At 41.7% G+C, this 19,804-nt stretch carries 22 protein-coding genes; all 22 read right to left on the minus strand.

The window, feature by feature from the left end; all coding sequences use genetic code 11:
- Window positions 1-81: helix-turn-helix domain-containing protein (locus LD028_RS05695; protein WP_255721570.1), on the minus strand; the 81-nt coding region annotated here is incomplete at its 3' end.
- A gap of 169 nt (window positions 82-250) precedes the next feature.
- Window positions 251-1,945: a proline--tRNA ligase gene (locus LD028_RS05700; protein ID WP_237810554.1), complete on the minus strand. Its 1,695-nt coding sequence runs from the start codon at window positions 1,943-1,945 to the stop codon at window positions 251-253.
- Window positions 1,946-1,973: 28 nt separating this feature from the next.
- Window positions 1,974-3,230, minus strand: a complete 1,257-nt coding sequence (gene rseP / locus LD028_RS05705) for an RIP metalloprotease RseP (RefSeq protein ID WP_077429651.1) — start codon at window positions 3,228-3,230, stop codon at window positions 1,974-1,976.
- A 15-nt stretch (window positions 3,231-3,245) separates the two neighbouring features.
- The gene (dxr, locus tag LD028_RS05710; RefSeq protein ID WP_077429650.1) at window positions 3,246-4,400 is read right to left on the minus strand and encodes a 1-deoxy-D-xylulose-5-phosphate reductoisomerase; all 1,155 of its coding nucleotides are present in this window, start codon (window positions 4,398-4,400) and stop codon (window positions 3,246-3,248) included.
- A 6-nt stretch (window positions 4,401-4,406) separates the two neighbouring features.
- Complete coding sequence (locus tag LD028_RS05715; RefSeq protein WP_077429649.1) at window positions 4,407-5,174, minus strand: phosphatidate cytidylyltransferase; 768 nt, start codon at window positions 5,172-5,174, stop codon at window positions 4,407-4,409.
- Window positions 5,175-5,180: 6 nt separating this feature from the next.
- Entirely contained in the window at window positions 5,181-5,945 is a 765-nt protein-coding gene (locus tag LD028_RS05720; RefSeq protein WP_077429648.1) for an undecaprenyl pyrophosphate synthase, read from the minus strand.
- A gap of 93 nt (window positions 5,946-6,038) precedes the next feature.
- Window positions 6,039-6,590: a ribosome recycling factor gene (gene frr, locus LD028_RS05725; RefSeq protein WP_006322344.1), complete on the minus strand. Its 552-nt coding sequence runs from the start codon at window positions 6,588-6,590 to the stop codon at window positions 6,039-6,041.
- A 1-nt stretch (window position 6,591) separates the two neighbouring features.
- Window positions 6,592-7,314 carry a UMP kinase gene (gene pyrH, locus LD028_RS05730; RefSeq protein WP_237810553.1) on the minus strand — a complete coding sequence of 241 codons (723 nt, stop codon included), beginning with the start codon at window positions 7,312-7,314 and terminating at the stop codon, window positions 6,592-6,594.
- A 62-nt stretch (window positions 7,315-7,376) separates the two neighbouring features.
- Window positions 7,377-8,258, minus strand: a complete 882-nt coding sequence (gene tsf / locus LD028_RS05735) for a translation elongation factor Ts (protein ID WP_004891028.1) — start codon at window positions 8,256-8,258, stop codon at window positions 7,377-7,379.
- A gap of 126 nt (window positions 8,259-8,384) precedes the next feature.
- Window positions 8,385-9,092 (minus strand): 30S ribosomal protein S2, encoded by a 708-nt coding sequence (rpsB, locus tag LD028_RS05740; RefSeq protein WP_004891029.1) that lies wholly within the window; start codon window positions 9,090-9,092, stop codon window positions 8,385-8,387.
- A 139-nt stretch (window positions 9,093-9,231) separates the two neighbouring features.
- The gene (locus LD028_RS05745) at window positions 9,232-9,687 is read right to left on the minus strand and encodes a hypothetical protein (RefSeq protein ID WP_171699796.1); all 456 of its coding nucleotides are present in this window, start codon (window positions 9,685-9,687) and stop codon (window positions 9,232-9,234) included.
- A gap of 10 nt (window positions 9,688-9,697) precedes the next feature.
- Window positions 9,698-9,955, minus strand: a complete 258-nt coding sequence (locus LD028_RS05750; protein WP_237810552.1) for a hypothetical protein — start codon at window positions 9,953-9,955, stop codon at window positions 9,698-9,700.
- Between the two features lie 37 nt (window positions 9,956-9,992).
- The gene (locus LD028_RS05755) at window positions 9,993-10,724 is read right to left on the minus strand and encodes a FliA/WhiG family RNA polymerase sigma factor (protein WP_255707027.1); all 732 of its coding nucleotides are present in this window, start codon (window positions 10,722-10,724) and stop codon (window positions 9,993-9,995) included.
- A 32-nt stretch (window positions 10,725-10,756) separates the two neighbouring features.
- Window positions 10,757-11,071: a hypothetical protein gene (locus LD028_RS05760; protein ID WP_237810550.1), complete on the minus strand. Its 315-nt coding sequence runs from the start codon at window positions 11,069-11,071 to the stop codon at window positions 10,757-10,759.
- Window positions 11,071-11,571: a chemotaxis protein CheD gene (locus LD028_RS05765; RefSeq protein ID WP_237810549.1), complete on the minus strand. Its 501-nt coding sequence runs from the start codon at window positions 11,569-11,571 to the stop codon at window positions 11,071-11,073. The genes LD028_RS05760 and LD028_RS05765 overlap by 1 nt, the downstream gene beginning before the upstream one ends.
- The gene (locus tag LD028_RS05770; protein WP_237810548.1) at window positions 11,564-12,199 is read right to left on the minus strand and encodes a chemotaxis protein CheC; all 636 of its coding nucleotides are present in this window, start codon (window positions 12,197-12,199) and stop codon (window positions 11,564-11,566) included. The genes LD028_RS05765 and LD028_RS05770 overlap by 8 nt, the downstream gene beginning before the upstream one ends.
- Window positions 12,200-12,206: 7 nt before the next feature.
- Window positions 12,207-12,638, minus strand: a complete 432-nt coding sequence (locus tag LD028_RS05775; protein ID WP_077429643.1) for a chemotaxis protein CheW — start codon at window positions 12,636-12,638, stop codon at window positions 12,207-12,209.
- Between the two features lie 25 nt (window positions 12,639-12,663).
- The gene (locus LD028_RS05780; protein WP_237810547.1) at window positions 12,664-14,676 is read right to left on the minus strand and encodes a chemotaxis protein CheA; all 2,013 of its coding nucleotides are present in this window, start codon (window positions 14,674-14,676) and stop codon (window positions 12,664-12,666) included.
- 14 nt (window positions 14,677-14,690) lie between these two features.
- Window positions 14,691-15,761 (minus strand): protein-glutamate methylesterase/protein-glutamine glutaminase, encoded by a 1,071-nt coding sequence (locus LD028_RS05785; protein WP_237810546.1) that lies wholly within the window; start codon window positions 15,759-15,761, stop codon window positions 14,691-14,693.
- Window positions 15,762-15,773: 12 nt separating this feature from the next.
- Complete coding sequence (locus tag LD028_RS05790; RefSeq protein ID WP_237810545.1) at window positions 15,774-16,643, minus strand: MinD/ParA family protein; 870 nt, start codon at window positions 16,641-16,643, stop codon at window positions 15,774-15,776.
- Window positions 16,640-17,746 carry a flagellar biosynthesis GTPase FlhF gene (gene flhF, locus LD028_RS05795; protein ID WP_012575292.1) on the minus strand — a complete coding sequence of 369 codons (1,107 nt, stop codon included), beginning with the start codon at window positions 17,744-17,746 and terminating at the stop codon, window positions 16,640-16,642. Before flhF ends, LD028_RS05790 begins: the two co-directional genes overlap by 4 nt.
- Window positions 17,743-19,779, minus strand: coding sequence for a flagellar biosynthesis protein FlhA (gene flhA, locus LD028_RS05800; protein ID WP_237811252.1), 2,037 nt, complete (start codon window positions 19,777-19,779; stop codon window positions 17,743-17,745). The genes flhF and flhA overlap by 4 nt, the downstream gene beginning before the upstream one ends.
- Window positions 19,780-19,804 lie beyond the last annotated feature (25 nt).

Genomic DNA, 19,804 nt, shown 5'->3' on the forward strand with positions numbered 1-19,804 from the left:
TCTGGCAACACCTGCGCATTGAAAAAGCTTCGTCTTTTGCTTATTGTTGGGCAGAAGCATGACTTTGTACGCGCGAATCATCTTCTCCCAGCCCCTTTTTGACTTTTTTTACATAAAATGATCATCAGATTTTTACAAAATTTTTATAAATATTTATACATTTATCATGAACAGTCAAAAGCCTCCCTTTTTTTGTACGTTGGTTGGGAGTGATAGACGACAGAAAGAGGGGAATCCCCCTCTCTGCCTTTTACAAATATCGGCGCAAAGTCTCCACTAATTGCGACACATGTACTTCTTCTGTTTCACCTGTTTTGCGAACTTTTACTTCGACAATTCCTTCACTTGCACGTTTTCCGACTGTTACACGCACAGGTAAGCCGATTAAATCGCTGTCAGCGAATTTCACACCCGGACGCTCGGCACGATCGTCATACAACACTTCAAATCCTTCTTGTTGCAAACGTACGTACCATTCATCAGCAAGTTCTCGTTGCTCGTCCACTTTCGGATTGACAGAAATGAGGTGGACGTGGAACGGAGCAACAGCTGTCGGCCAAATAAGTCCATGCTCATCATTATATTGTTCAGCAATCGCTGCAAGTGTGCGAGAGACACCAATACCATAGCAACCCATAATCATCGGTTGCGTACGTCCATTTTCATCTAAGTATGTTGCATTCATCGCTTCACTGTAACGCGTGCCGAGTTTAAATACATGCCCTACTTCAATTCCGCGCGCAAAGCGAATCGTTCCTTTTCCATCTGGTGATGGATCCCCTTCTTGAATGAAACGAACATCCGCGTATTGCGCAACAAAATCACGATCCGGATTGACCCCTTTATAATGATAGTGTGCTTCATTTGCCCCGCATACACCGTTGACAATCGCTTTTACCGCGTGGTCTGCCAAAACGAGCACATCGTTTCGGACACCGATTGGGCCAAGTGAACCGATTTCGCAATTCATCACTTGTTTCGTTTCTTCTGGTGTCGCCAACTCCACCACTGTTGCTTCTAATATATTTTTTACTTTTACGTCATTGACTTCATGATCGCCGCGCACAAGAACGAGCACATAGCGATCATCTACTTTAAATAATAGCGACTTAATGCATTTTTCTTTTGGCACTTGAAGGAATTGACTTACTTCTTCAATTGTACGTTGTTCTGGTGTATGCACTTTTTCAAGCGACTCATGCGGTTCATCGCTCCGCTCATATGTCGTAATGACAGGAGCCATTTCAATGTTCGCAGCATAGTCAGACGAGTCTGAATATGCAATTGTATCTTCACCGACATCGGATAAAACCATAAATTCATGCGTATCTTTTCCGCCCATCGCCCCAGAATCGGCAATGACAGCGCGGAAATTTAATCCGCAACGACGGAACACATTGGCATAAGCTTCGTACATTTTATTGTATACTTCATCCAAACTTTCGTGTGAAGCGTGAAATGAATATGCATCTTTCATAATAAACTCACGGCCACGAAGCAAACCGAAACGTGGACGCTTTTCGTCACGAAACTTTGTTTGAATTTGATAAAGCGTAAGCGGCAAACGTTTATACGATTTCACTTCATCACGCACAAGTGCCGTAATGACTTCTTCATGAGTTGCACCGAGCGCAAAGTCACGCTCGTGGCGATCTTTTAAACGCATTAATTCAGGTCCGTATGAATACCAGCGACCTGACTCTTGCCACAACTCTGCTTGTTGAAGCGCTGGCATTAGTAGCTCTACCGCGCCTGCTCGCTCCATTTCTTCACGAATGATCGCTTCAATTTTTTGTAATACACGTTTACCAAGCGGTAAGAAGCTATATACTCCGCTCGCGTTTTGACGAATAAAACCGGCACGGAGGAGAAGTTGATGACTTTTAATTTCTGCATCTGCCGGTACTTCACGTAATGTAGGAATAAACGACATGCTTTGTTTCATCTTTTTTAGCACCTCTTACTTCATTGATTTATAGGAAAAATTTTTGAATATCGTTCCATGTAACAACAAGCATAAGCAACATGAGAAGAGCAAAACCGATAAAATGTACAATACCCTCTTTTTGGCGATCAATTGGTTTTCCACGTAACGCCTCAATCGCAAAAAACGTTAATCGTCCGCCATCGAGTGCCGGAAGTGGAAGCAAGTTAATAATCCCTAAGTTAATGCTTAAAATAGCTCCCCATTTCATTAAGTAATACACGCCAGATTGGGCGACTTTGTGAGTCGAAACCGCAATACCAACAGGTCCAGATAACATATCAAATGAAAATTTCCCTGTCAATAAATGACCTAGCCCAACTATAATTTCTTTTGTCCAATAGTACGTTTCTAACGCTCCTTGTTTGATCGCACCTGCAATCGATTTTTCCATTGGCCCATACACACCGATTAGCCCAATCGTCTCACCTTCGATCGTTTTCTTTTCAGGTGTAACGATGAGATCAATTATTTGACCGTTGCGATTTACTTGAAACTGGAGCGGTTTTTCTGGGCTTTTCCGAATCATTGTCACCACATCCGTCCATGAAGACATCGACTGGCTATCAATCGAAATAACGATATCCCCTTGCTTTAATCCGGCTTTAAGCGCAGCCCCATCTTCCGTCAATTCACCAATGATCGGTTTATCGACAGGATAACCTTGTAATAGTCCAATAACAATGAAGATGACAAGCGCTAGCACGAAATTCATAAGCGGACCAGCGAAAATGGCCATCGCTCGCTGCCCGAGCGTTTTTGAACCAAACTGACGATGATACGGTGCAATTTGCACTTCTTCCCGATCAATAACGATGTAAGCTGGATCGCTTAATTCAAAGCGTTGTAAGTGATCATCATCACCTTCATAGCCTTCAATATATAGCTCATGTTCAAAGTCAGCGCGCTCCACTTCAATGATTTTGGCATCTCGATATTCGTCTTTATGATTGACGATTACTTTTTTCACTTTGCCTTCCGAGTCAAACAATAATCCGACAACTTGACCGCGCTTAACATCAATCATTTCAGGGTCTTCGCCAGCCATGCGCACAAAACCGCCGAGTGGAAGTAAACGAATGGTGTACGTCGTTTCCCCTTTTTTCATCGAAAACACTTTTGGACCAAATCCGATCGCAAACTCACGGCATAAAATGCCTGCCCGCTTAGCAAAAATGAAATGTCCTAATTCATGAAAAAATACAAGCGCACCAAAAATAACAATAAAAGAAATAACCGTTTCCAAAGTTTCAACCACCTTTTACATGTATAGTGATTTTACATATTGTCGCGTTTCGCGATCAACTGTACGAATCGTTTCCAAATCCGGATGAGCGATCGGTACGTGCCAATTCATTGCTTGTTCAATGTATTGTTCAATCGCTAAAAACGATATTCGTCCAGTTAAAAAGGCCGACACCGCTTCTTCGTTGGCCGCATTTAATACGGTCGGCATCGTTCCGCCGATTTTTCCTGCTTCATAAGCAAATTGTAAACAACGGAATCGGTCCATGTCCACTTTTTGAAAGTGCAACGTGGCTACTTGTGCTAAGTTTAGCCGTTCAATATGTAGCGGAAAACGGTCTGGGTATGTTAATGCATATTGAATCGGTACGCGCATATCTGGCGTTCCTAGTTGAGCGATAACACTTCCGTCGTGAAATTGCACCATCGAATGAATAATGCTTTCTTTATGTAACAGCACGTCAATTTGTTCATACGGTAAGTGGAACAACCAGTGTGCTTCGATCACTTCGAGTCCTTTGTTCATCATTGTTGCAGAATCAATTGTAATTTTCGCTCCCATCGACCAATTCGGATGTTTTAACGCCTCTTCCACCGTAACATGCTGTAGTTGTTCGCGCGTCCGATCGCGAAAACTCCCACCAGATGCCGTCAAAATAATATATTCGATATTTTTTTGTTGTTCCCCTTGCAAACATTGAAAAATAGCTGAATGTTCACTATCGACAGGCAAAATGGTTACGCCATAATCGGCAGCATGTTTCATAACAAGATGACCTGCGGTAACTAACGTTTCTTTATTCGCTAACGCAATCGTTTTTTTCGCCTCAATCGCCTTTAACGTAGGAACTAGCCCAACGCTCCCAACAACTGCGTTGACAACAATATCCGCTTCTTGAACTGTTGCTACTTCAATGAGCCCGTCTTCACCGAAAACGATGCGTACTCGTCCCTTATATTCGCTTTGTAACCGTTCAGCATCTTCCTTTTGCGCGACGCATACAACATTTGGTGAAAATTGCTCAATAATACGTCGAGCCTGCTCAATGTTTCGTCCGGCTGAAAAAGCAACGAGACGAAACGCATTAGAATGGGCGCGAATGACATCTAACGTTTGCATGCCGATCGAGCCAGTCGCTCCTAATAGACTAATTGCTCGCAAACTATTCACTCCTTTTTAAGCCACAAGGTAAAACAAATGTAAAATAGGCAAAATAAATAACAAACTATCGAAGCGATCTAAAATGCCGCCATGTCCAGGCAAAATCGCTCCTGAGTCTTTTACTCCGTAATGACGTTTAAAAGCGGATTCTACTAAATCTCCAAGCTGGCCGAAAACGGATAAAATGACTGTCGCAATGAGCAACATGAGAAAAGACGGGGAAAACGGCGATAGCCACTCATAAATACTCACAACAACAAGAGCACATACAATGCCACCAATCGCCCCTTCAACCGTTTTATTTGGGCTAATATGCTCCCATAACTTTCGTTTTCCGAATGCACGACCAATAAAGTATGCACCACTATCTGTTGCCCAAATTAAAAAGAGGGCATAAAAAATGTATGATAATCCGGCTTCACGCACTTGAACAAAAGAGTAAAAACCGACACCTACGTATAGTAAAGCGGCAACCATAAACGCTGCATCATCAAACGTAAACGCATTTTTCGATATGACCGTATAAATGAGCAACAAAAAGAGACTGATGATCAAGATCCATATATTTATCATATGTTCATGTGGATATAAAAAGAGCCATAATGAAAGAAAACTAACAACGCTAGGAAATGAAAACACGGACATGCGCTTCATACGAATGAGTTCAAATAAACCAACTGTAGCTAGTACATACGTTAAAACGAAAAATGGCCATCCGCCATATATGACGATTGGTAAAAAGATTGAAGCTGCAATAATTGCTGTTATAATTCTTTGTTTCATATGAAATTACACGCCTCCAAATCGACGGCTTCGTTGTTGAAATTCATGTACCGCCTGTAAAAAATGTTGTTCGGTGAAATCTGGCCACAATATATCCGTAAACCAAAATTCTGTATAAGCTAGTTGCCAAAGCATAAAATTACTTAAACGAATCTCACCGCTTGTGCGAATAAGCAAATCCGGGTCAGGCAAATCGTTTGTCATTAAATATGAATGGAATAGTTGTTCATTCACATCGCTTGCTTGAATCGCTCCGTTTTGCACATCGTCAACGAGCTTTTGAACGGCATGCACGATTTCTGCACGACTTCCGTAGTTTAACGCAAAGTTTAAGATTAACCCCGTATTTTGTTTCGTCTCTTCAATCGCCTTATTAACCGCACGCAGCGTATGTGAAGGTAATTGCTCTTTATGTCCCATGACGCGTACTTGCACGTTTTCCTCGATTAACTCTGGCAAAAATGTGTTCAAAAATTGTTCCGGCAACTGCATTAAATAATCGACCTCTGTTTTCGGTCGTTTCCAATTTTCTGTTGAAAATGCGTATAACGTTAACACTTTTACGCCGAGTTCATTCGCAAAGCGCGTAATTTTCCGAACCGTTTGCATCCCTTCATAATGCCCAGCCATGCGTGGCAATGCACGCTTTTTCGCCCATCGTCCGTTTCCATCCATAATGATTGCCACATGCGCAGGGATCGGACCTTGTAAAATCGTTTCTTTTTCATGCCCTTCTTCTTTGTTTTTCCATCTTTTCATCTTTTCAAACATTAGCGCGTATCCTCCAGCTTTGATCCAACATGATTAGGCTGTGCGCCCTATTTCGTAATTATAGCAAAAAACCCTCTATAAACATAGAGGGACTTATACTTCCATGACTTCTTTCTCTTTTTCTTTCGTAATCGCATCAATTTTTGCGATATGATCATCCGTCAATTTTTGGATATCCTCTGTATAACCACGTAACTCATCTTCTGTAATTTCGCCATTTTTTTCGAGTTTTTTCAACTCGTCGTTTGCATCGCGACGAATGTTGCGCACAGCAACTTTCGCTTCTTCAGCATATTTTTTTACAAGTTTAACAAGCTCGCGACGACGCTCTTCCGTTAGTGGCGGAATAGAGATGCGGATAACTGAACCGTCGTTTGAAGGTGTTAAACCTAAGTCAGATGCTAAAATCGCTTTTTCAATTTCTTTCAATACAGATTTGTCATACGGCTGAATGACAAGAAGACGCGCTTCTGGCACTTGGATGCCTGCTAATTGAATGATTGGTGTTGGCATGCCGTAGTAATCTACTGTAATTTTTTCTAACAACGCAGGATTGGCACGACCTGCACGAATGGTTGCGAGCTCACGCGAAAAAGCTTGAACAGCTTTATCCATTTTTTCTTTTGCGTTCGTTAATACTTGCATCTTATTTCCCCCTTACAATTGTTCCAATATTTTCGCCTAATACAGCACGTTTAATATTTCCTTCTTCCATAATCGAGAAAACGATAAGCGGAATATCGTTATCCATACATAACGATGAGGCGGTCGAATCCATGACGCCCAATCCTTGTTTAATGACGTCTAAATAAGATAGCTCGTCATATTTGACTGCATTTTTATCTACTTTCGGATCGGCACTATATACGCCATCTACGTTGTTTTTCGCCATTAAAATGACGTCTGCTTCGATTTCGGCAGCACGAAGCGCAGCTGTCGTATCCGTTGAAAAGTACGGGTTTCCTGTTCCTGCCGCGAAAATGACGACGCGTTTTTTCTCTAAGTGACGAATCGCTCGTCGACGAATGTACGGCTCTGCCACTTGACGCATGTCAATCGATGTTTGTACGCGCGTTTGTACCCCAAGTTGCTCGAGGCTGTCTTGCAAAGCGAGCGAATTCATGACTGTTGCTAACATACCCATGTAATCGGCTGTGGCGCGATCCATGCCCATTTCACTGCCGATTTTTCCACGCCAAATGTTCCCACCACCAACAACGACCGCTACTTCAACTCCAAGTTCCGCGACTTCTTTTACTTGTTGAGCAATCGATTTAATGACAGACGGATTAATGCCAAATCCTTGGTCACCAGCTAACGCTTCACCGCTTAATTTTAAAACGACACGTTTATACTTTGGGCTTTTCATTGTAAACCTCCATACCGTTCTTTAAAAATAGGGAACACGTATGTGTTCCCTATTTGTCTTCATTACTTACGAACTTGGCTCATAACTTCTTCAGCGAAGTTATCTTGACGCTTTTCAATGCCTTCGCCTACTTCGTAACGGATGAAGCTTTTTACAGTTGCGCCATTAGATTCTACAAATTGACGTACTTTCACATCAGGATTTTTTACGAAGCTTTGCTCAAGTAAGCAAATGTCTTCGAAAAATTTACCTAAACGACCTTCAACCATTTTTTCAACGATGTTTTCTGGTTTTCCTTCATTTAATGCTTGTTGTTTTAATACTTCACGCTCACGAGCGATTTCGTCTGCAGATACTTCATCGCGAGAAACGTATTTTGGATTAATAGCAGCAATGTGCATCGCTACATCTTTTGCAATGTCGCTATTTGTTGTGCCTTCTAGTACTGTTAATACAGCAATGCGACCACCCATGTGCAAATAGGCACCGAATGCTGCGTTGTCGCCTTTTTCTACAACAGCAAAGCGACGCAACGTAATTTTTTCACCGATTTTAGCAATCGCCGCGTTGATGTGCTCTTCTACTGTTGCACCGTTGTCCATTTTTTGTTGTAACGCTTCTTCTACTGTTGCAGGTTTATGTTTTAATAAATGATCCGCCAATTCTTTTACTAATGTTTTAAATCCTTCGTTTTTCGCAACGAAGTCTGTTTCAGAGTTTACTTCTAAAATGACAGCTGCATTTCCATCAACTTCGATTAATGTTGTTCCTTCAGCTGCAATGCGATCTGCCTTTTTCGCTGCCTTCGCCATTCCTTTTTCACGAAGCCAGTCGATCGCTTTTTCCATATCGCCGTTTGTTTCTGTTAACGCTTTTTTGCAGTCCATCATTCCTGCGCCAGTTTTTTCGCGCAATTCTTTTACCATTTGAGCAGTAATTGCCATGTTAAACATCCTCCTTTTTATGTGCCTCGTATGTATACAAACCGAAACGGTTCGCAGGCTTAGTATGCCCAACTTTCTTAAAAAAAGGTGATAAAAGGCTCCCCCCTCTTATCACCTTTCGCATGCTTACTCAGCTGTGACAACAGCTTCTTCGCCTTGCTTTGCTTCTAAAATCGCATCAGCAATTTTAGAAGTAAGAAGTTTCACAGCACGAATCGCATCGTCGTTTGCAGGAATGACGTAGTCGATTTCGTCTGGATCACAGTTTGTATCCACGATTCCGATGATCGGAATGTTTAATTTACGAGCTTCCGCAACGGCAATGCGCTCTTTGCGTGGATCGATGACAAACAATGCATCTGGCAATTCTTTCATTTCTTTAATACCGCCTAAAAACTTTTCAAGACGCTCTAACTCTTTCTTTAGTTTTACCACTTCTTTTTTAGGCAATACATCGAATGTGCCATCTTCAGCCATTCTTTCGATTTCTTTTAAGCGTTTAATACGCTTTTGAATTGTTGCAAAGTTTGTTAACGTTCCACCTAACCAACGTTGGTTCACGTAAAACATGCCAGAACGTTCTGCTTCTTCTTTCACAGAATCTTGCGCTTGTTTTTTCGTACCAACGAATAAAATTTTGCCGCCGTTTGCCGCAAGTTCTTTGACGAAGTTATACGCTTCTTCTACTTTTTTCACTGTTTTTTGCAAGTCAATGATATAAATACCATTGCGCTCAGTGAAAATATACTTTTTCATTTTTGGGTTCCAACGACGTGTTTGATGCCCGAAGTGAACCCCTGCTTCAAGCAACTGCTTCATTGAAATAACAGACATTTTTCATCCTCCTACACGGTTTTTTTCCTCCGCTCATGTCATTTTTAAGCAAGACTGCGATGCAGCACCGTTGCTTAAATCGATGAGCGTGTGTATTCACACCAAGTAGAACTATATCATAATTAAAAAACACATTCAACTACTTTTGGTGAAATTTAAGCAAAAGCTCCATTTCTGTCTTCCCACGTTTTAGTATTTTTGCGATTTCATCGATCGTTTTTCCTTGTTGTTGCAGTTTTAATGCTTCCGAAACGAGCGAGTCGAGCGATTGCTCTCCCTTTGGTGTAGTTGTTGATAACTCGATGCGGTCAACAACGTCGTCAATCGGAAGCGACGGTTGTTCTTCTCGAAGCGAAGGCGGAGTTTCTCTTTTCTTTTGACGAACAGCCGATGATGTGATTTGTTTAACAAAGCGCTCATTTTCCTCTTTAAATTGCATTAAATACGTTGTCATCATCGTTTCCATCTCACGAATAAGCTCCGCTTGCTCTCTTTCCGTCTCTTTAATTTTTACCCATTTTAAAGACAAAAGAATAATAAGAAAGAGCGAAATACCGTGCAAAACGAAGCTAGCAAACCATAAAAACGTCGTCATATCATCCCTCTTATCCGATAAAATCAATATGCGTTCCTTTGTAAGGATGTTTGCTTTTTTCTTTTTGCTCAGATTGTTTTTTCCATTTAGCACGCTCGCTTTGTTCAGCTTTCGTCACTTGTTGGCGAATGCGCTCGTCTTGTTTTTTCATTTCTGCTGCAAGCTGTTGTTGAGCAAGCTGTCCGTACTGTTGCATATGTTCTTGCCACTTCCCGAGCTCATGCGTTTTCGGTAACGCTATTTGTAACTCGATTAACTTTAAACTCATCGTTTTCACTTCCTTCATAAAGATTGATGAAGGACTGTCATACTGCTTGCTCAATCAATTTGCGCATTTTAAACAACGCTTTTGCATGGATTTGGGAAATTCGTGACGTCGACAGCCCCATAATATGCCCGATTTCTGTGAACGTCAGTTCCTCTTTGTAAAACAAACTAATCACTAACTGTTCTTTTTCATTCAATTGTTGGATGACTTGGGCCAATTGGGCAATTTGTTCTTCCCGCAATATATGTTCTTCAGGTGACGGTGAGTGATCGTCGCGTATCGTAAACGACGGTTGATCATCTTCATCGTCAAACGGCCGTTCATCAAGCGATAAAACATTCGCGAAAAACTGTTCATTCATGACCGCATACACTTCATCTTCTGATATATTTAACGCATCCGCCACTTCTTTGGCGCTCACGTCACGCATATGCATTTGTTGCAACCGCTCGATCGTCGCTTCGATTTTTTTTGCTTTTTCTCGTACGCTGCGCGGAAGCCAATCTTCTTTGCGCAATCCATCTAAAATGGCACCACGAATACGAAATGAAGCATACGTGTCAAACTTCAAATCACGTGAAGGATCAAATTTTTCTAACGCATCGTACAAGCCGAGTAACGCTAAGCTTTTCAAGTCTTCTTTTTTTACGCTTTTTGGAAGGGATGAAGCGATGCGTTGGACGTGATAATCGACAAGTGGCATGTACTTCTCAATAAGTTGATCACCCGCTTCACGATCGCGAGTATCTATCCACTTTTGCCAGCACAATATGTCATCCCCCCTAAGCTACGCTTTTGCATTTATTTTTCTTCGTGATTTAACAGTTGACGAATATACTCGGCTACTTTTTGTTGTTCTTCTTCGCTTAAGCTTTCCATCATCTGTTCAACTTCTATGTCGTTCGTTTGTGTAAATGAAACGTTCGGTGTTGATTCATCTCGTTGGATAAATGCGATCATCCAACGAATCATAAATGCAAAAACAAAGAACACGATAAATGTGATGAAAGCTCGAATCGTAGAAGTCCATATACTATTTTGTAGTAACGAAGAGAAAAAGGCGATCATACAGCCGAATAAAGCAAAGCTAACGTTAAATTTCCATGTACCAGCCATTACATTTCCCGTACCCCTTGATTTACTGTTCGAATGAGCAACATTCCTGTTTTCGGATGAAATTCAATCGTTCGTCCGCTATTTCCCCCGACATCTTCGGCGACAATCGGAATGCGAAAGCGCTGAAGCTGCTCACGAACAGCTTCAACGTTGCGTGGCCCGATACGCATCATATCCGTCGTCCCTGTACGAAATTGGAACATTTGTGCACCACCAGCCATTTTTGCTTTCAAATGACCGTTTCTTCCTCCTGCCCCAATGACGCGCCGAACCAATTCTTCTATTGCGGTATCGGCATATTTCGCTACATTCATTGTTTCGGATTTTGCTAACGATGAATCTGGCAACATCACGTGCGCCATGCCAGCCACTTCTTTCACTAAATCATATACAACAACACCGACGCACGAGCCGAGTCCACATGTACGGATGACATGTGGCGCCTTTACAACGTTCATATCAGCAATGCCGACTTTTACAACTTGAACAATTTCACTCATCACGGTCCACACCTAAAGCGCGAAAGATGATATGAAATGATTCAGGGTCGGGAAGCAAGAAAAAGTGGCCATTTACTCGATCATTCGGCTGATGCTCCTCATGAATTGCCGTATCAACGACGATGACATGGTCACCGACACGTGACATTTCTATTAATCCATAACCTAAAATTGCGCCGATCATATCGATGCTGAGTGCCGGAACAGATGGATATAAATTTAAACGTGTAAAGTCTGATAAAGATGATAAATACGAGCCTGCTAAAATGTTACCCAGCTCTTGCAATGCGGACAACGATAATTCCGAACAATCTTGTTCTAATTTAAATTGTTCGTCACCAATCATTTGTTGGATAAATCGTTCCGCTTGCTCGATCGATAATACAAAAAACATATTGCCAGGCGCATCCCCTTCAATGCGCAAAAAAACAGCAGCAACGACATTGTCAGCTCCTCCAACAATGTCCATCATTTCATCAAATGAAATGATGCGCACATCCGGAATCGTCATTTCAATTCTTTTATTTAACAGCTTTGATAACGCTGTTGCTGCGTGACCCGCACCAATATTTCCAATCTCTTTTAGTATGTCCATATGGACGGCATCCATCCGTTCAAAATATGACATGGACGATTTATCCTTTCTCTGTTTTTAATACTTTTTCTAAGTTTAATAAAATGAAAAGTCTTTTTTCAATTTTTACAACACCGTTAATATAATCTGCGGTTGTTGCATCAACCACTTCTGGTGGCGGTTCGATTGCTTCTGTCGAAATATCAACGACGTCGTTTGCAGCATCAACAATTAAGCCGACTTCAATGTCATCAAGCGCCACGATAATAACGCGCGTATGATCGGAAAATTGCGCTTCTTCTAACCCGAAACGCATGCGTAAATCAATAATTGGTGTAACGACTCCACGCAAATTGATAACACCTTTCACATATTTCGGAACGCGAGGAACGCGTGTAATATGTTGAATTTTTTCAATGGAGCGTACTTGTTGCACTGGAATCGCATATTCTTCGTCTTTTAATTGAAACACAATTACTTTCAGCTCAGCCACATCAAATTCCCCCTCTCGCTTGTCCCTACTTAATTAGCGCGTTGCAATCAACAATGAGCGCCACTTGTCCGTCACCTAAAATGGTCGCGCCAGAAATGGCAAACACAGACGTTAAGTAGTTGCCAAGCGATTTTAACACCACTTCTTGTTGACCGATAAACGAGTCGACGACAAGTCCAGCCATTTTCTCACCTTTTCGCACAATAACAACAGATAAGAAATCATCGTCTTCCTTCACAACAGGCACTTCAAAAATATCTTTCAAAAATAAGAGCGGAACAACTTTTCCACGGAAATCAATGACTTTTTGATTATGGGCATGTAAAATGTCTTCTTTTTTCACGATGGCTGTCTCGATGATCGATGACAACGGAATCGCATATTTTTCCTTTTGAATTTCAACGAGCATAACAGAAATAATGGATAGTGTAAGCGGTAGTTGAATCGAAAAGATCGAGCCGACTCCTTCCTCTGAATCAATCGACACGGATCCACCAAGCGATTCAATTGTATTTTTGACGACGTCTAAACCAACACCGCGTCCTGAAATATCCGATACTTTATCCGCTGTAGAAAAACCTGAAGCAAAAATAAGCTCATATACTTGTTTATCCGTTAAGTTCGCCGCATTTTGTTCAGAAATAATGCCTTTACTAATGGCTTTTTTCAGCACTTTTTCGCGACTAATGCCCGCACCATCGTCTTCAATTTCAATAAATACATGATTGCCACTATGATATGCTTTTAATTTGACTGTTCCCTCTTCCGGTTTTCCTTTTGCGCGACGTACATCTGGCGTTTCTATGCCGTGATCGATGGCGTTGCGCAATAAATGAACGAGCGGATCGCCAATTTCATCAATGACTGTTCGATCGAGTTCTGTTTCAGCACCGATAATTTCAAGATTAATTTTCTTTCCTAAATCGCGAGCTAATTGACGAACCATGCGCGGAAAGCGGTTAAATACCGTTTCAACGGGCACCATGCGCATATTTAAAATAATGTTTTGTAAATCTCCTGAAATGCGCGACATCCGTTCAACCGTTTCGTGTAATTCTGGATTGTTTAGCTCACGTGAAATTTGTTCTAAACGTCCACGGTCAATGACAAGTTCCTCAAACAAATTCATGAGTACGTCAAGCCGCTCGATGTTGACGCGAATCGTTTTGTTGCTCACTTGTTTGCCAGTCGTTTTTTCTTCTTGTGCTTCTTGTTTTTTCTCGACTGTTTTCTCAACAGTTTTCGTCTCTTCTTTTTGTTCCTCTTTTGATTCTTCTTTTTGCTCCACTAGAGGCTCAGATCGACGTAGGTCAACCGATCGGACGTTTACTTCTTCTACTTCAGACACTTTCATAATGCGCTTTTGTAATTCATCTTGTGACACTTTTGTCACGACGGTCACGACAAATTGATCGTCGAACTGTTCGGCCTCTAACATTTCAACGGTCGGAACAGATTTAATCACTTCTCCAATTTGTTCAATCACTTCAAAAATCATAAATACACGAGCAGCTTTTAATAGACAGTCAGAACGTAGTTTGATCGTGACTTCATAACTGTGGAATCCTTGTTCAGCGGACTGCTTTAAAATGGTATATTCAAATTCATCATACGTTTGTTCATACGTTGAGTTGCTTTTTTGAGGGACTGCAACAACATCCCCTTTTTCAATTTGCTTTAACTGCGCAACGACTTCGGTGACGTCACGCTTTCCGTCTCCACCTTCTGAAATAGAGACGACCATCGCTTCTAAATCATCAACAGCGCGAAAAATGACATCAAGCAGTTCAGGCGTAACCGCAATTTTCCCATTTCGTATTCCATCGAGTACATTTTCCATTTGATGCGTTAAATTTGCTAAGTCCTCAAATCCCATCGTTGCTGACATTCCTTTTAGCGTATGGGCAGAGCGGAAAATTTCATTAACGATCGCCACATCGTCTGGATTTTTTTCAAGTTCTAGCAGTTGCTCGTTAATCGTTTGTAAATGCTCTTTACTTTCATCAATAAACACTTCGAGGTATTGACTCATGTCCATTGTTCCTATCCCCCTCAAACTTGTACGTGTTTCATTACCACTTTAGCAATATCGTCAACGTGAACGATTTCATCAACAACGTTTGCAGCAATGGCTGACTTAGGCATACCAAACACAACGGAAGATTCAGCAGATTCAGCAACGACAAACGTGTTGCCAGATGCCTTTAACTGTTTTAATCCTGCTGTACCGTCTGACCCCATGCCTGTCATAATAACAGCTACTTTTTCGTAATCTGTTAAAGCGCTTAACGATTCAAACATCACGTCAACAGAAGGTCGATGCCCATTGCGCGGCGCTCCTTCATCTAAATGAATGGCTAACGATGTGCCTACGCGTTTCACATATAAATGATTCCCACCTGGGGCGATATATGCTGTCCCTTTTTGAATCACTTCTCCATCTTCTGCTTCTTTGACGCGAATGTTGCATAACGAATCAAGTCTTGTCGCTAACGATTTTGTAAACCCTTTCGGCATATGTTGGACGATTAAAATCGGCGCGTCAATGGTCGCTGGAAATTTCGTTAATACGTGTTGAAGCGCGCGTGGTCCGCCTGTTGATGTGCCGATGGCGATGATTTTTTTCTTTCCGATTGCGTTGTTCCGTTCGCTTATTCCTATTTTACTATATTGCTTTTGTGGCAACATAGACATTTTTTGCTTTATTTTCACTGTTCGCAAATTCGCTTCGCTTGCTAAGAGCACTTTTTCGATCATCTTGTCTTTAATTTTATATAAATCTAGTGAGATGGCCCCTGAAGGCTTCGCAATAAAGTCAACCGCCCCGTATTGCAACGCTAAAATTGTATTTTCCGCTCCTTCTGTCGTCGTACTTGAAATCATGACGACAGGAAGTGGCTTTTTTTGCATAATATGCTTTAACGTCTCAAGCCCGTTCATGACAGGCATCTCAACATCTAACGTCACGACATCCGGATTGAGTTGCTCAATTTTTTGCAACGCTTCTTGTCCGTCACGCGCTGTACCTACGACGTGCAAACGCGGATGTTCTGACAAAAAATCGCTAATTAATTTTCGCATAAAAGCAGAGTCATCAACGACGAGCACTTTCACCTTATTCACAGCGATGATAACCTACCTTTCCAAAAAGTATTGGCGAAGCTTTGCAAAAAAGTGAAACGGACGTTTCGTTTGCTCCTCGTGTTCCCCGTTCGCTAAGTAGCGATCAGTCATTCGCATAAGCGCCTTGCTTGCTTTTGCACTCGGATCAAATAAAAGGAAAGGCGTTTGATGAATGACAGCGTTACTTACCGTTCGGTCTTCAGGTACATATCCTAATGCGTGTAATTCTTTTCCTAAAAAACGTTTTGCCACTTGTTTTAAACGCTGTAGTGTCTCTACTCCTTCTTTATCCGAGCGTGCGCGATTGACTAACACATAAATCGGGAGTTGCGGATCTGCTAAGTGAATGTATTTCATCGTTGCATATGCATCTGTCAAAGCGGTCGGTTCCGGAGTTGTTACGATAAAAATATCATCAACCGCTTTGAGCAGCTGCAGACGATCTTCGGACATCCCTGCTCCCATATCGAAAATAAGATAATCGTATTGCTCGGAAACGAGTTGCAATTGTTCAATAAAATACTCGACTTTTTGTTCGTCCATATGAAAAATTTCTGTGAACCCTGTTCCGCCAGCAATGAAAGATAACTGTTCAGGTCCTGTCTTTATAATATCATGAATGGTGACGTTTGGACGAAAAATATCGATCATTGTATAAGATGACGATTGCCCAAGTAAAATATCGATATTCCCCATGCCAATATCCATATCAAACAACAATACATGTTTTTCGCGTTGGCGTAACGCCAATGAAAAGTTTAACGAAACGTTCGACTTTCCAACTCCGCCTTTGCCGCTTAATACAGCAATCGTTTTCGTTTCTGTTCCGTGCTGCATTTTTTTCACGCGTAAACGTAAGCTTTCCGCTTGATCTCTCATCATCGTAGCTCGACCCCGGTAACCATATTTGCAACAAGCTGTGGAGTGGCTTCAACAATATCATCGGGCACGTTTTGTCCGTGCGTCATGTACGCTGCGCCGATACGGCATTGAATCATCATATTTAACATCGCACCGTGTCGGCTCGTTTCATCTACTTTTGTAAAAATAAATTTATGAATCGGAATGAGTGAAAACTGTGTATAAATGTCTTTCATATCTCTCCATTTTGCTGTGAGTGATAACACAAGAAACGTTTCCATTTCCTCATTAAAGTCGATCATTTCTTTTAAGTCGTTCACATATTGAGCGTTGCGAAAATTTCGTCCTGCCGTATCAATAAATACAATGTCATACGATGCGAGCTTCTCTTTCGCTTTACGAAAATCGTCGAGATTGTAACATACTTCAAGAGGAACGTTTAAAATTTTTGCATATGTTTTCAACTGATCAATGGCGGCAATGCGGTACGTATCTGTCGTAATAAATGCGACTTTTTTCCGATGTTTAATGACGCAATCAGCGGCCATTTTCGCAAGCGTCGTCGTTTTGCCAACCCCCGTTGGTCCAACAACGTTAATAAATTTTTTTTGAAACGAAATTCCCCCAAACGAAAGCGAAGATAATGCACGAACGATTTCTTCATGAAGCCATTGCTTCACCTCGTCATATGTGGCGTTTTTTTCCGATGTATACCAACGCTGCAACAACGTGGACATCAGCATCGCTCGCACATCGTCGCTTATTTCTTGGTCGATTAAATGCGCATCGATTGCTTTTAATGGAGTAGGGTAATGCTCAACCCCTCCTCCTTGCGATAATTGACGAATCGTTGCTTTTAATTCATGGATTTCCTTTAATAACTGTTCATCACGCATCGATTCTGTGCGCTCTTTTCGTTTTTCTTTTATTTTTTGAACGGGCGGAGTGGCTGGTTTTGGATCAACAGCAGCAATCACTTCAATATTTTTTCGGGAAAATAATCCAAGAAAACCTTTTTTTTGCACAACTTTCGAATTTAAAATGACGGCGTCATTGCCAAGTTCCGCTCGAATCATTTTCATCGCTTCTGGCATAGACGAAGCGACAAACTTTTTTACTTTCATTCCACATTCACCACCCCAACACTTTGAACTTCCACATTTGCTTCAAGTTCATTATACGACAATACTGGAACGTGACGGAAATATCGTTCAGTCAATTGTCTCACATACATGCGCACAGCCGGTGAACAAAGTAAAATTGGCGTTTGATCTTGAAACGGAAATTGTTCAATTTGCATCGCAATCGCTTCAACGATCGCTTGCGAGACGACCGGATCAAGCGCTAAATAATTGCCATGTTCCGTTTGTTGCACACCTTCGGCAATCATTTTCTCTACTTTTCCTGATAATGTAATTACCCGTAATGGCTGTCCTTCAACAACGTATTGGCTCGTAATTTGACGGGCGAGCGCTTGACGAACATATTCTGTTAAAAGATCTGGATCTGTCGTCATTCGTCCAAAATCCGCAAGCGTTTCAAAAATAACCGGCAAATTGCGAATTGATACTTTTTCACGTAATAAGTTCGCAAGCACTTTTTGAATATCGCCAACGGATAACGGATTTGGCGTCACTTCTTCCACTAAAATCGGATACGACTCTTTCACATGGTCGATTAACTGTTTCGTTTCTTGACGACCGAGCAATTCATGTGCGTGCGCCTTCAACAGCTCAGTAATATGCGTAGATACGACAGATGGTGGATCAACGACCGTATAGCCAAACATTTCTGCTCGTTCTTTCATTTCTTCAGAAATCCATTTCGCTGGTAATCCGAACGCTGGCTCTACTGTATCAATTCCCTCAATGGCATCATCATCAATGCCAGGGCTCATCGCTAAATAATGATCAAGTAACAACTCGCCACGCGCCACTTCATTGCCTTTAATTTTTAATCGGTACTCATTTGGCTGCAGCTGAATGTTATCGCGAATACGAACAACGGGAATAACGATGCCGAGCTCTAAAGCGAGTTGTCGACGAATCATGACGATACGGTCTAATAAATCTCCACCTTGATTCGCATCAGCAAGCGGTATTAATCCGTATCCAAATTCAAACTCAATCGGATCAACGCTAAGTAAACTTACAACACTTTCTGGACTTTTCATTTGATCCATTTCGATTTCTTCTTCAGTCTCTTCTGTTGTTGCTTCAGGCGCATCGGCTTGTTTTGTAAATTGGTATGCCCCAAAAGCGAGCAACGAAGCAATCGGAATTGTTAACAAATCATTAATTGGGGTAAATAGCCCAAGTAGAAAAATCGTCCCTGCTGTCACATATAACATTTTTGGGTACGCAAACAATTGCCGCATAATATCGGCGCCTAAGTTGTCGTCCGAAGCGGCGCGCGTAACAACAATTCCTGTTGCAGTTGAAATTAATAGCGCTGGAATTTGGCTAACGATCCCATCCCCTACTGTTAGCAACGTATATCGTCTCGCCGCTTCGCCAATATCCATGCCTTGCTGTACCATGCCAATGACGATACCAAATAACATATTGATTAATACGATGATAATTCCTGCGATGGCATCACCTTTCACGAATTTACTTGCTCCGTCCATCGCTCCATAAAAATCAGCTTCTTGTGCAATTTTTTCGCGTCGTTCTCTCGCTTGTTGTTCGGAAATGATGCCAGCATTTAAATCGGCATCGATGCTCATTTGTTTTCCCGGCATCGCGTCGAGTGTAAAGCGAGCAGCCACTTCTGATACGCGCTCTGCCCCTTTTGTGATAACAACGAATTGGATAATAACTAAAATTAAAAATACGACGAAACCGACAACAACATTGCCACCAATGACAAACGTTCCGAACGTTTCAACAACTCCTCCCGCTTCTCCTTTGCTTAAAATTGAGCGGGTCGTTGAAACGTTTAAACCGAGACGGAATAAGGTAAGCAAAAGGAGGAGCGAAGGGAAGATCGAAAATTGGAGCGGTTCGCGCATATTCATCGACGTTAAGAGAACGAGCAACGCAAGAGAAATGTTCATAATAATGAGGACACTAAGCAACCATGATGGTAGAGGAATGATGAGCATCGCTACAATTAATACAACCATAATTAATACAGATAAGTCCCTTGCCGACATAAACGTTCTCTCCTGTTCGCATACA

The sequence above is a fragment of the Anoxybacillus sp. LAT27 genome (assembly GCF_022030075.1).
Classification (GTDB): domain Bacteria; phylum Bacillota; class Bacilli; order Bacillales; family Anoxybacillaceae; genus Anoxybacillus; species Anoxybacillus kestanbolensis.

Coding starts and splice junctions, on each gene's coding strand:
- LD028_RS05745 (WP_171699796.1), bottom strand. CDS start 9,687: ATGACGACGTTTTTATGGTTTGCTAGCTTCGTTTTGCACGGTATTTCG.
- flhA (WP_237811252.1), bottom strand. CDS start 19,779: ATGTCGGCAAGGGACTTATCTGTATTAATTATGGTTGTATTAATTGTA.
- LD028_RS05790 (WP_237810545.1), bottom strand. CDS start 16,643: ATGATGAGAGATCAAGCGGAAAGCTTACGTTTACGCGTGAAAAAAATG.
- LD028_RS05760 (WP_237810550.1), bottom strand. CDS start 11,071: ATGGCTGGTACATGGAAATTTAACGTTAGCTTTGCTTTATTCGGCTGT.
- rpsB (WP_004891029.1), bottom strand. CDS start 9,092: ATGTCTGTTATTTCAATGAAGCAGTTGCTTGAAGCAGGGGTTCACTTC.
- LD028_RS05715 (WP_077429649.1), bottom strand. CDS start 5,174: ATGAAACAAAGAATTATAACAGCAATTATTGCAGCTTCAATCTTTTTA.
- frr (WP_006322344.1), bottom strand. CDS start 6,590: ATGCAAGTATTAACGAACGCAAAAGAAAAAATGGATAAAGCTGTTCAA.
- pyrH (WP_237810553.1), bottom strand. CDS start 7,314: ATGAAAAGCCCAAAGTATAAACGTGTCGTTTTAAAATTAAGCGGTGAA.
- LD028_RS05780 (WP_237810547.1), bottom strand. CDS start 14,676: ATGGACATGAGTCAATACCTCGAAGTGTTTATTGATGAAAGTAAAGAG.
- LD028_RS05770 (WP_237810548.1), bottom strand. CDS start 12,199: ATGTCATATTTTGAACGGATGGATGCCGTCCATATGGACATACTAAAA.
- LD028_RS05750 (WP_237810552.1), bottom strand. CDS start 9,955: ATGAGTTTAAAGTTAATCGAGTTACAAATAGCGTTACCGAAAACGCAT.
- LD028_RS05765 (WP_237810549.1), bottom strand. CDS start 11,571: ATGAGTGAAATTGTTCAAGTTGTAAAAGTCGGCATTGCTGATATGAAC.
- flhF (WP_012575292.1), bottom strand. CDS start 17,746: ATGAAAGTAAAAAAGTTTGTCGCTTCGTCTATGCCAGAAGCGATGAAA.
- LD028_RS05720 (WP_077429648.1), bottom strand. CDS start 5,945: ATGTTTGAAAAGATGAAAAGATGGAAAAACAAAGAAGAAGGGCATGAA.
- LD028_RS05700 (WP_237810554.1), bottom strand. CDS start 1,945: ATGAAACAAAGCATGTCGTTTATTCCTACATTACGTGAAGTACCGGCA.
- tsf (WP_004891028.1), bottom strand. CDS start 8,258: ATGGCAATTACTGCTCAAATGGTAAAAGAATTGCGCGAAAAAACTGGC.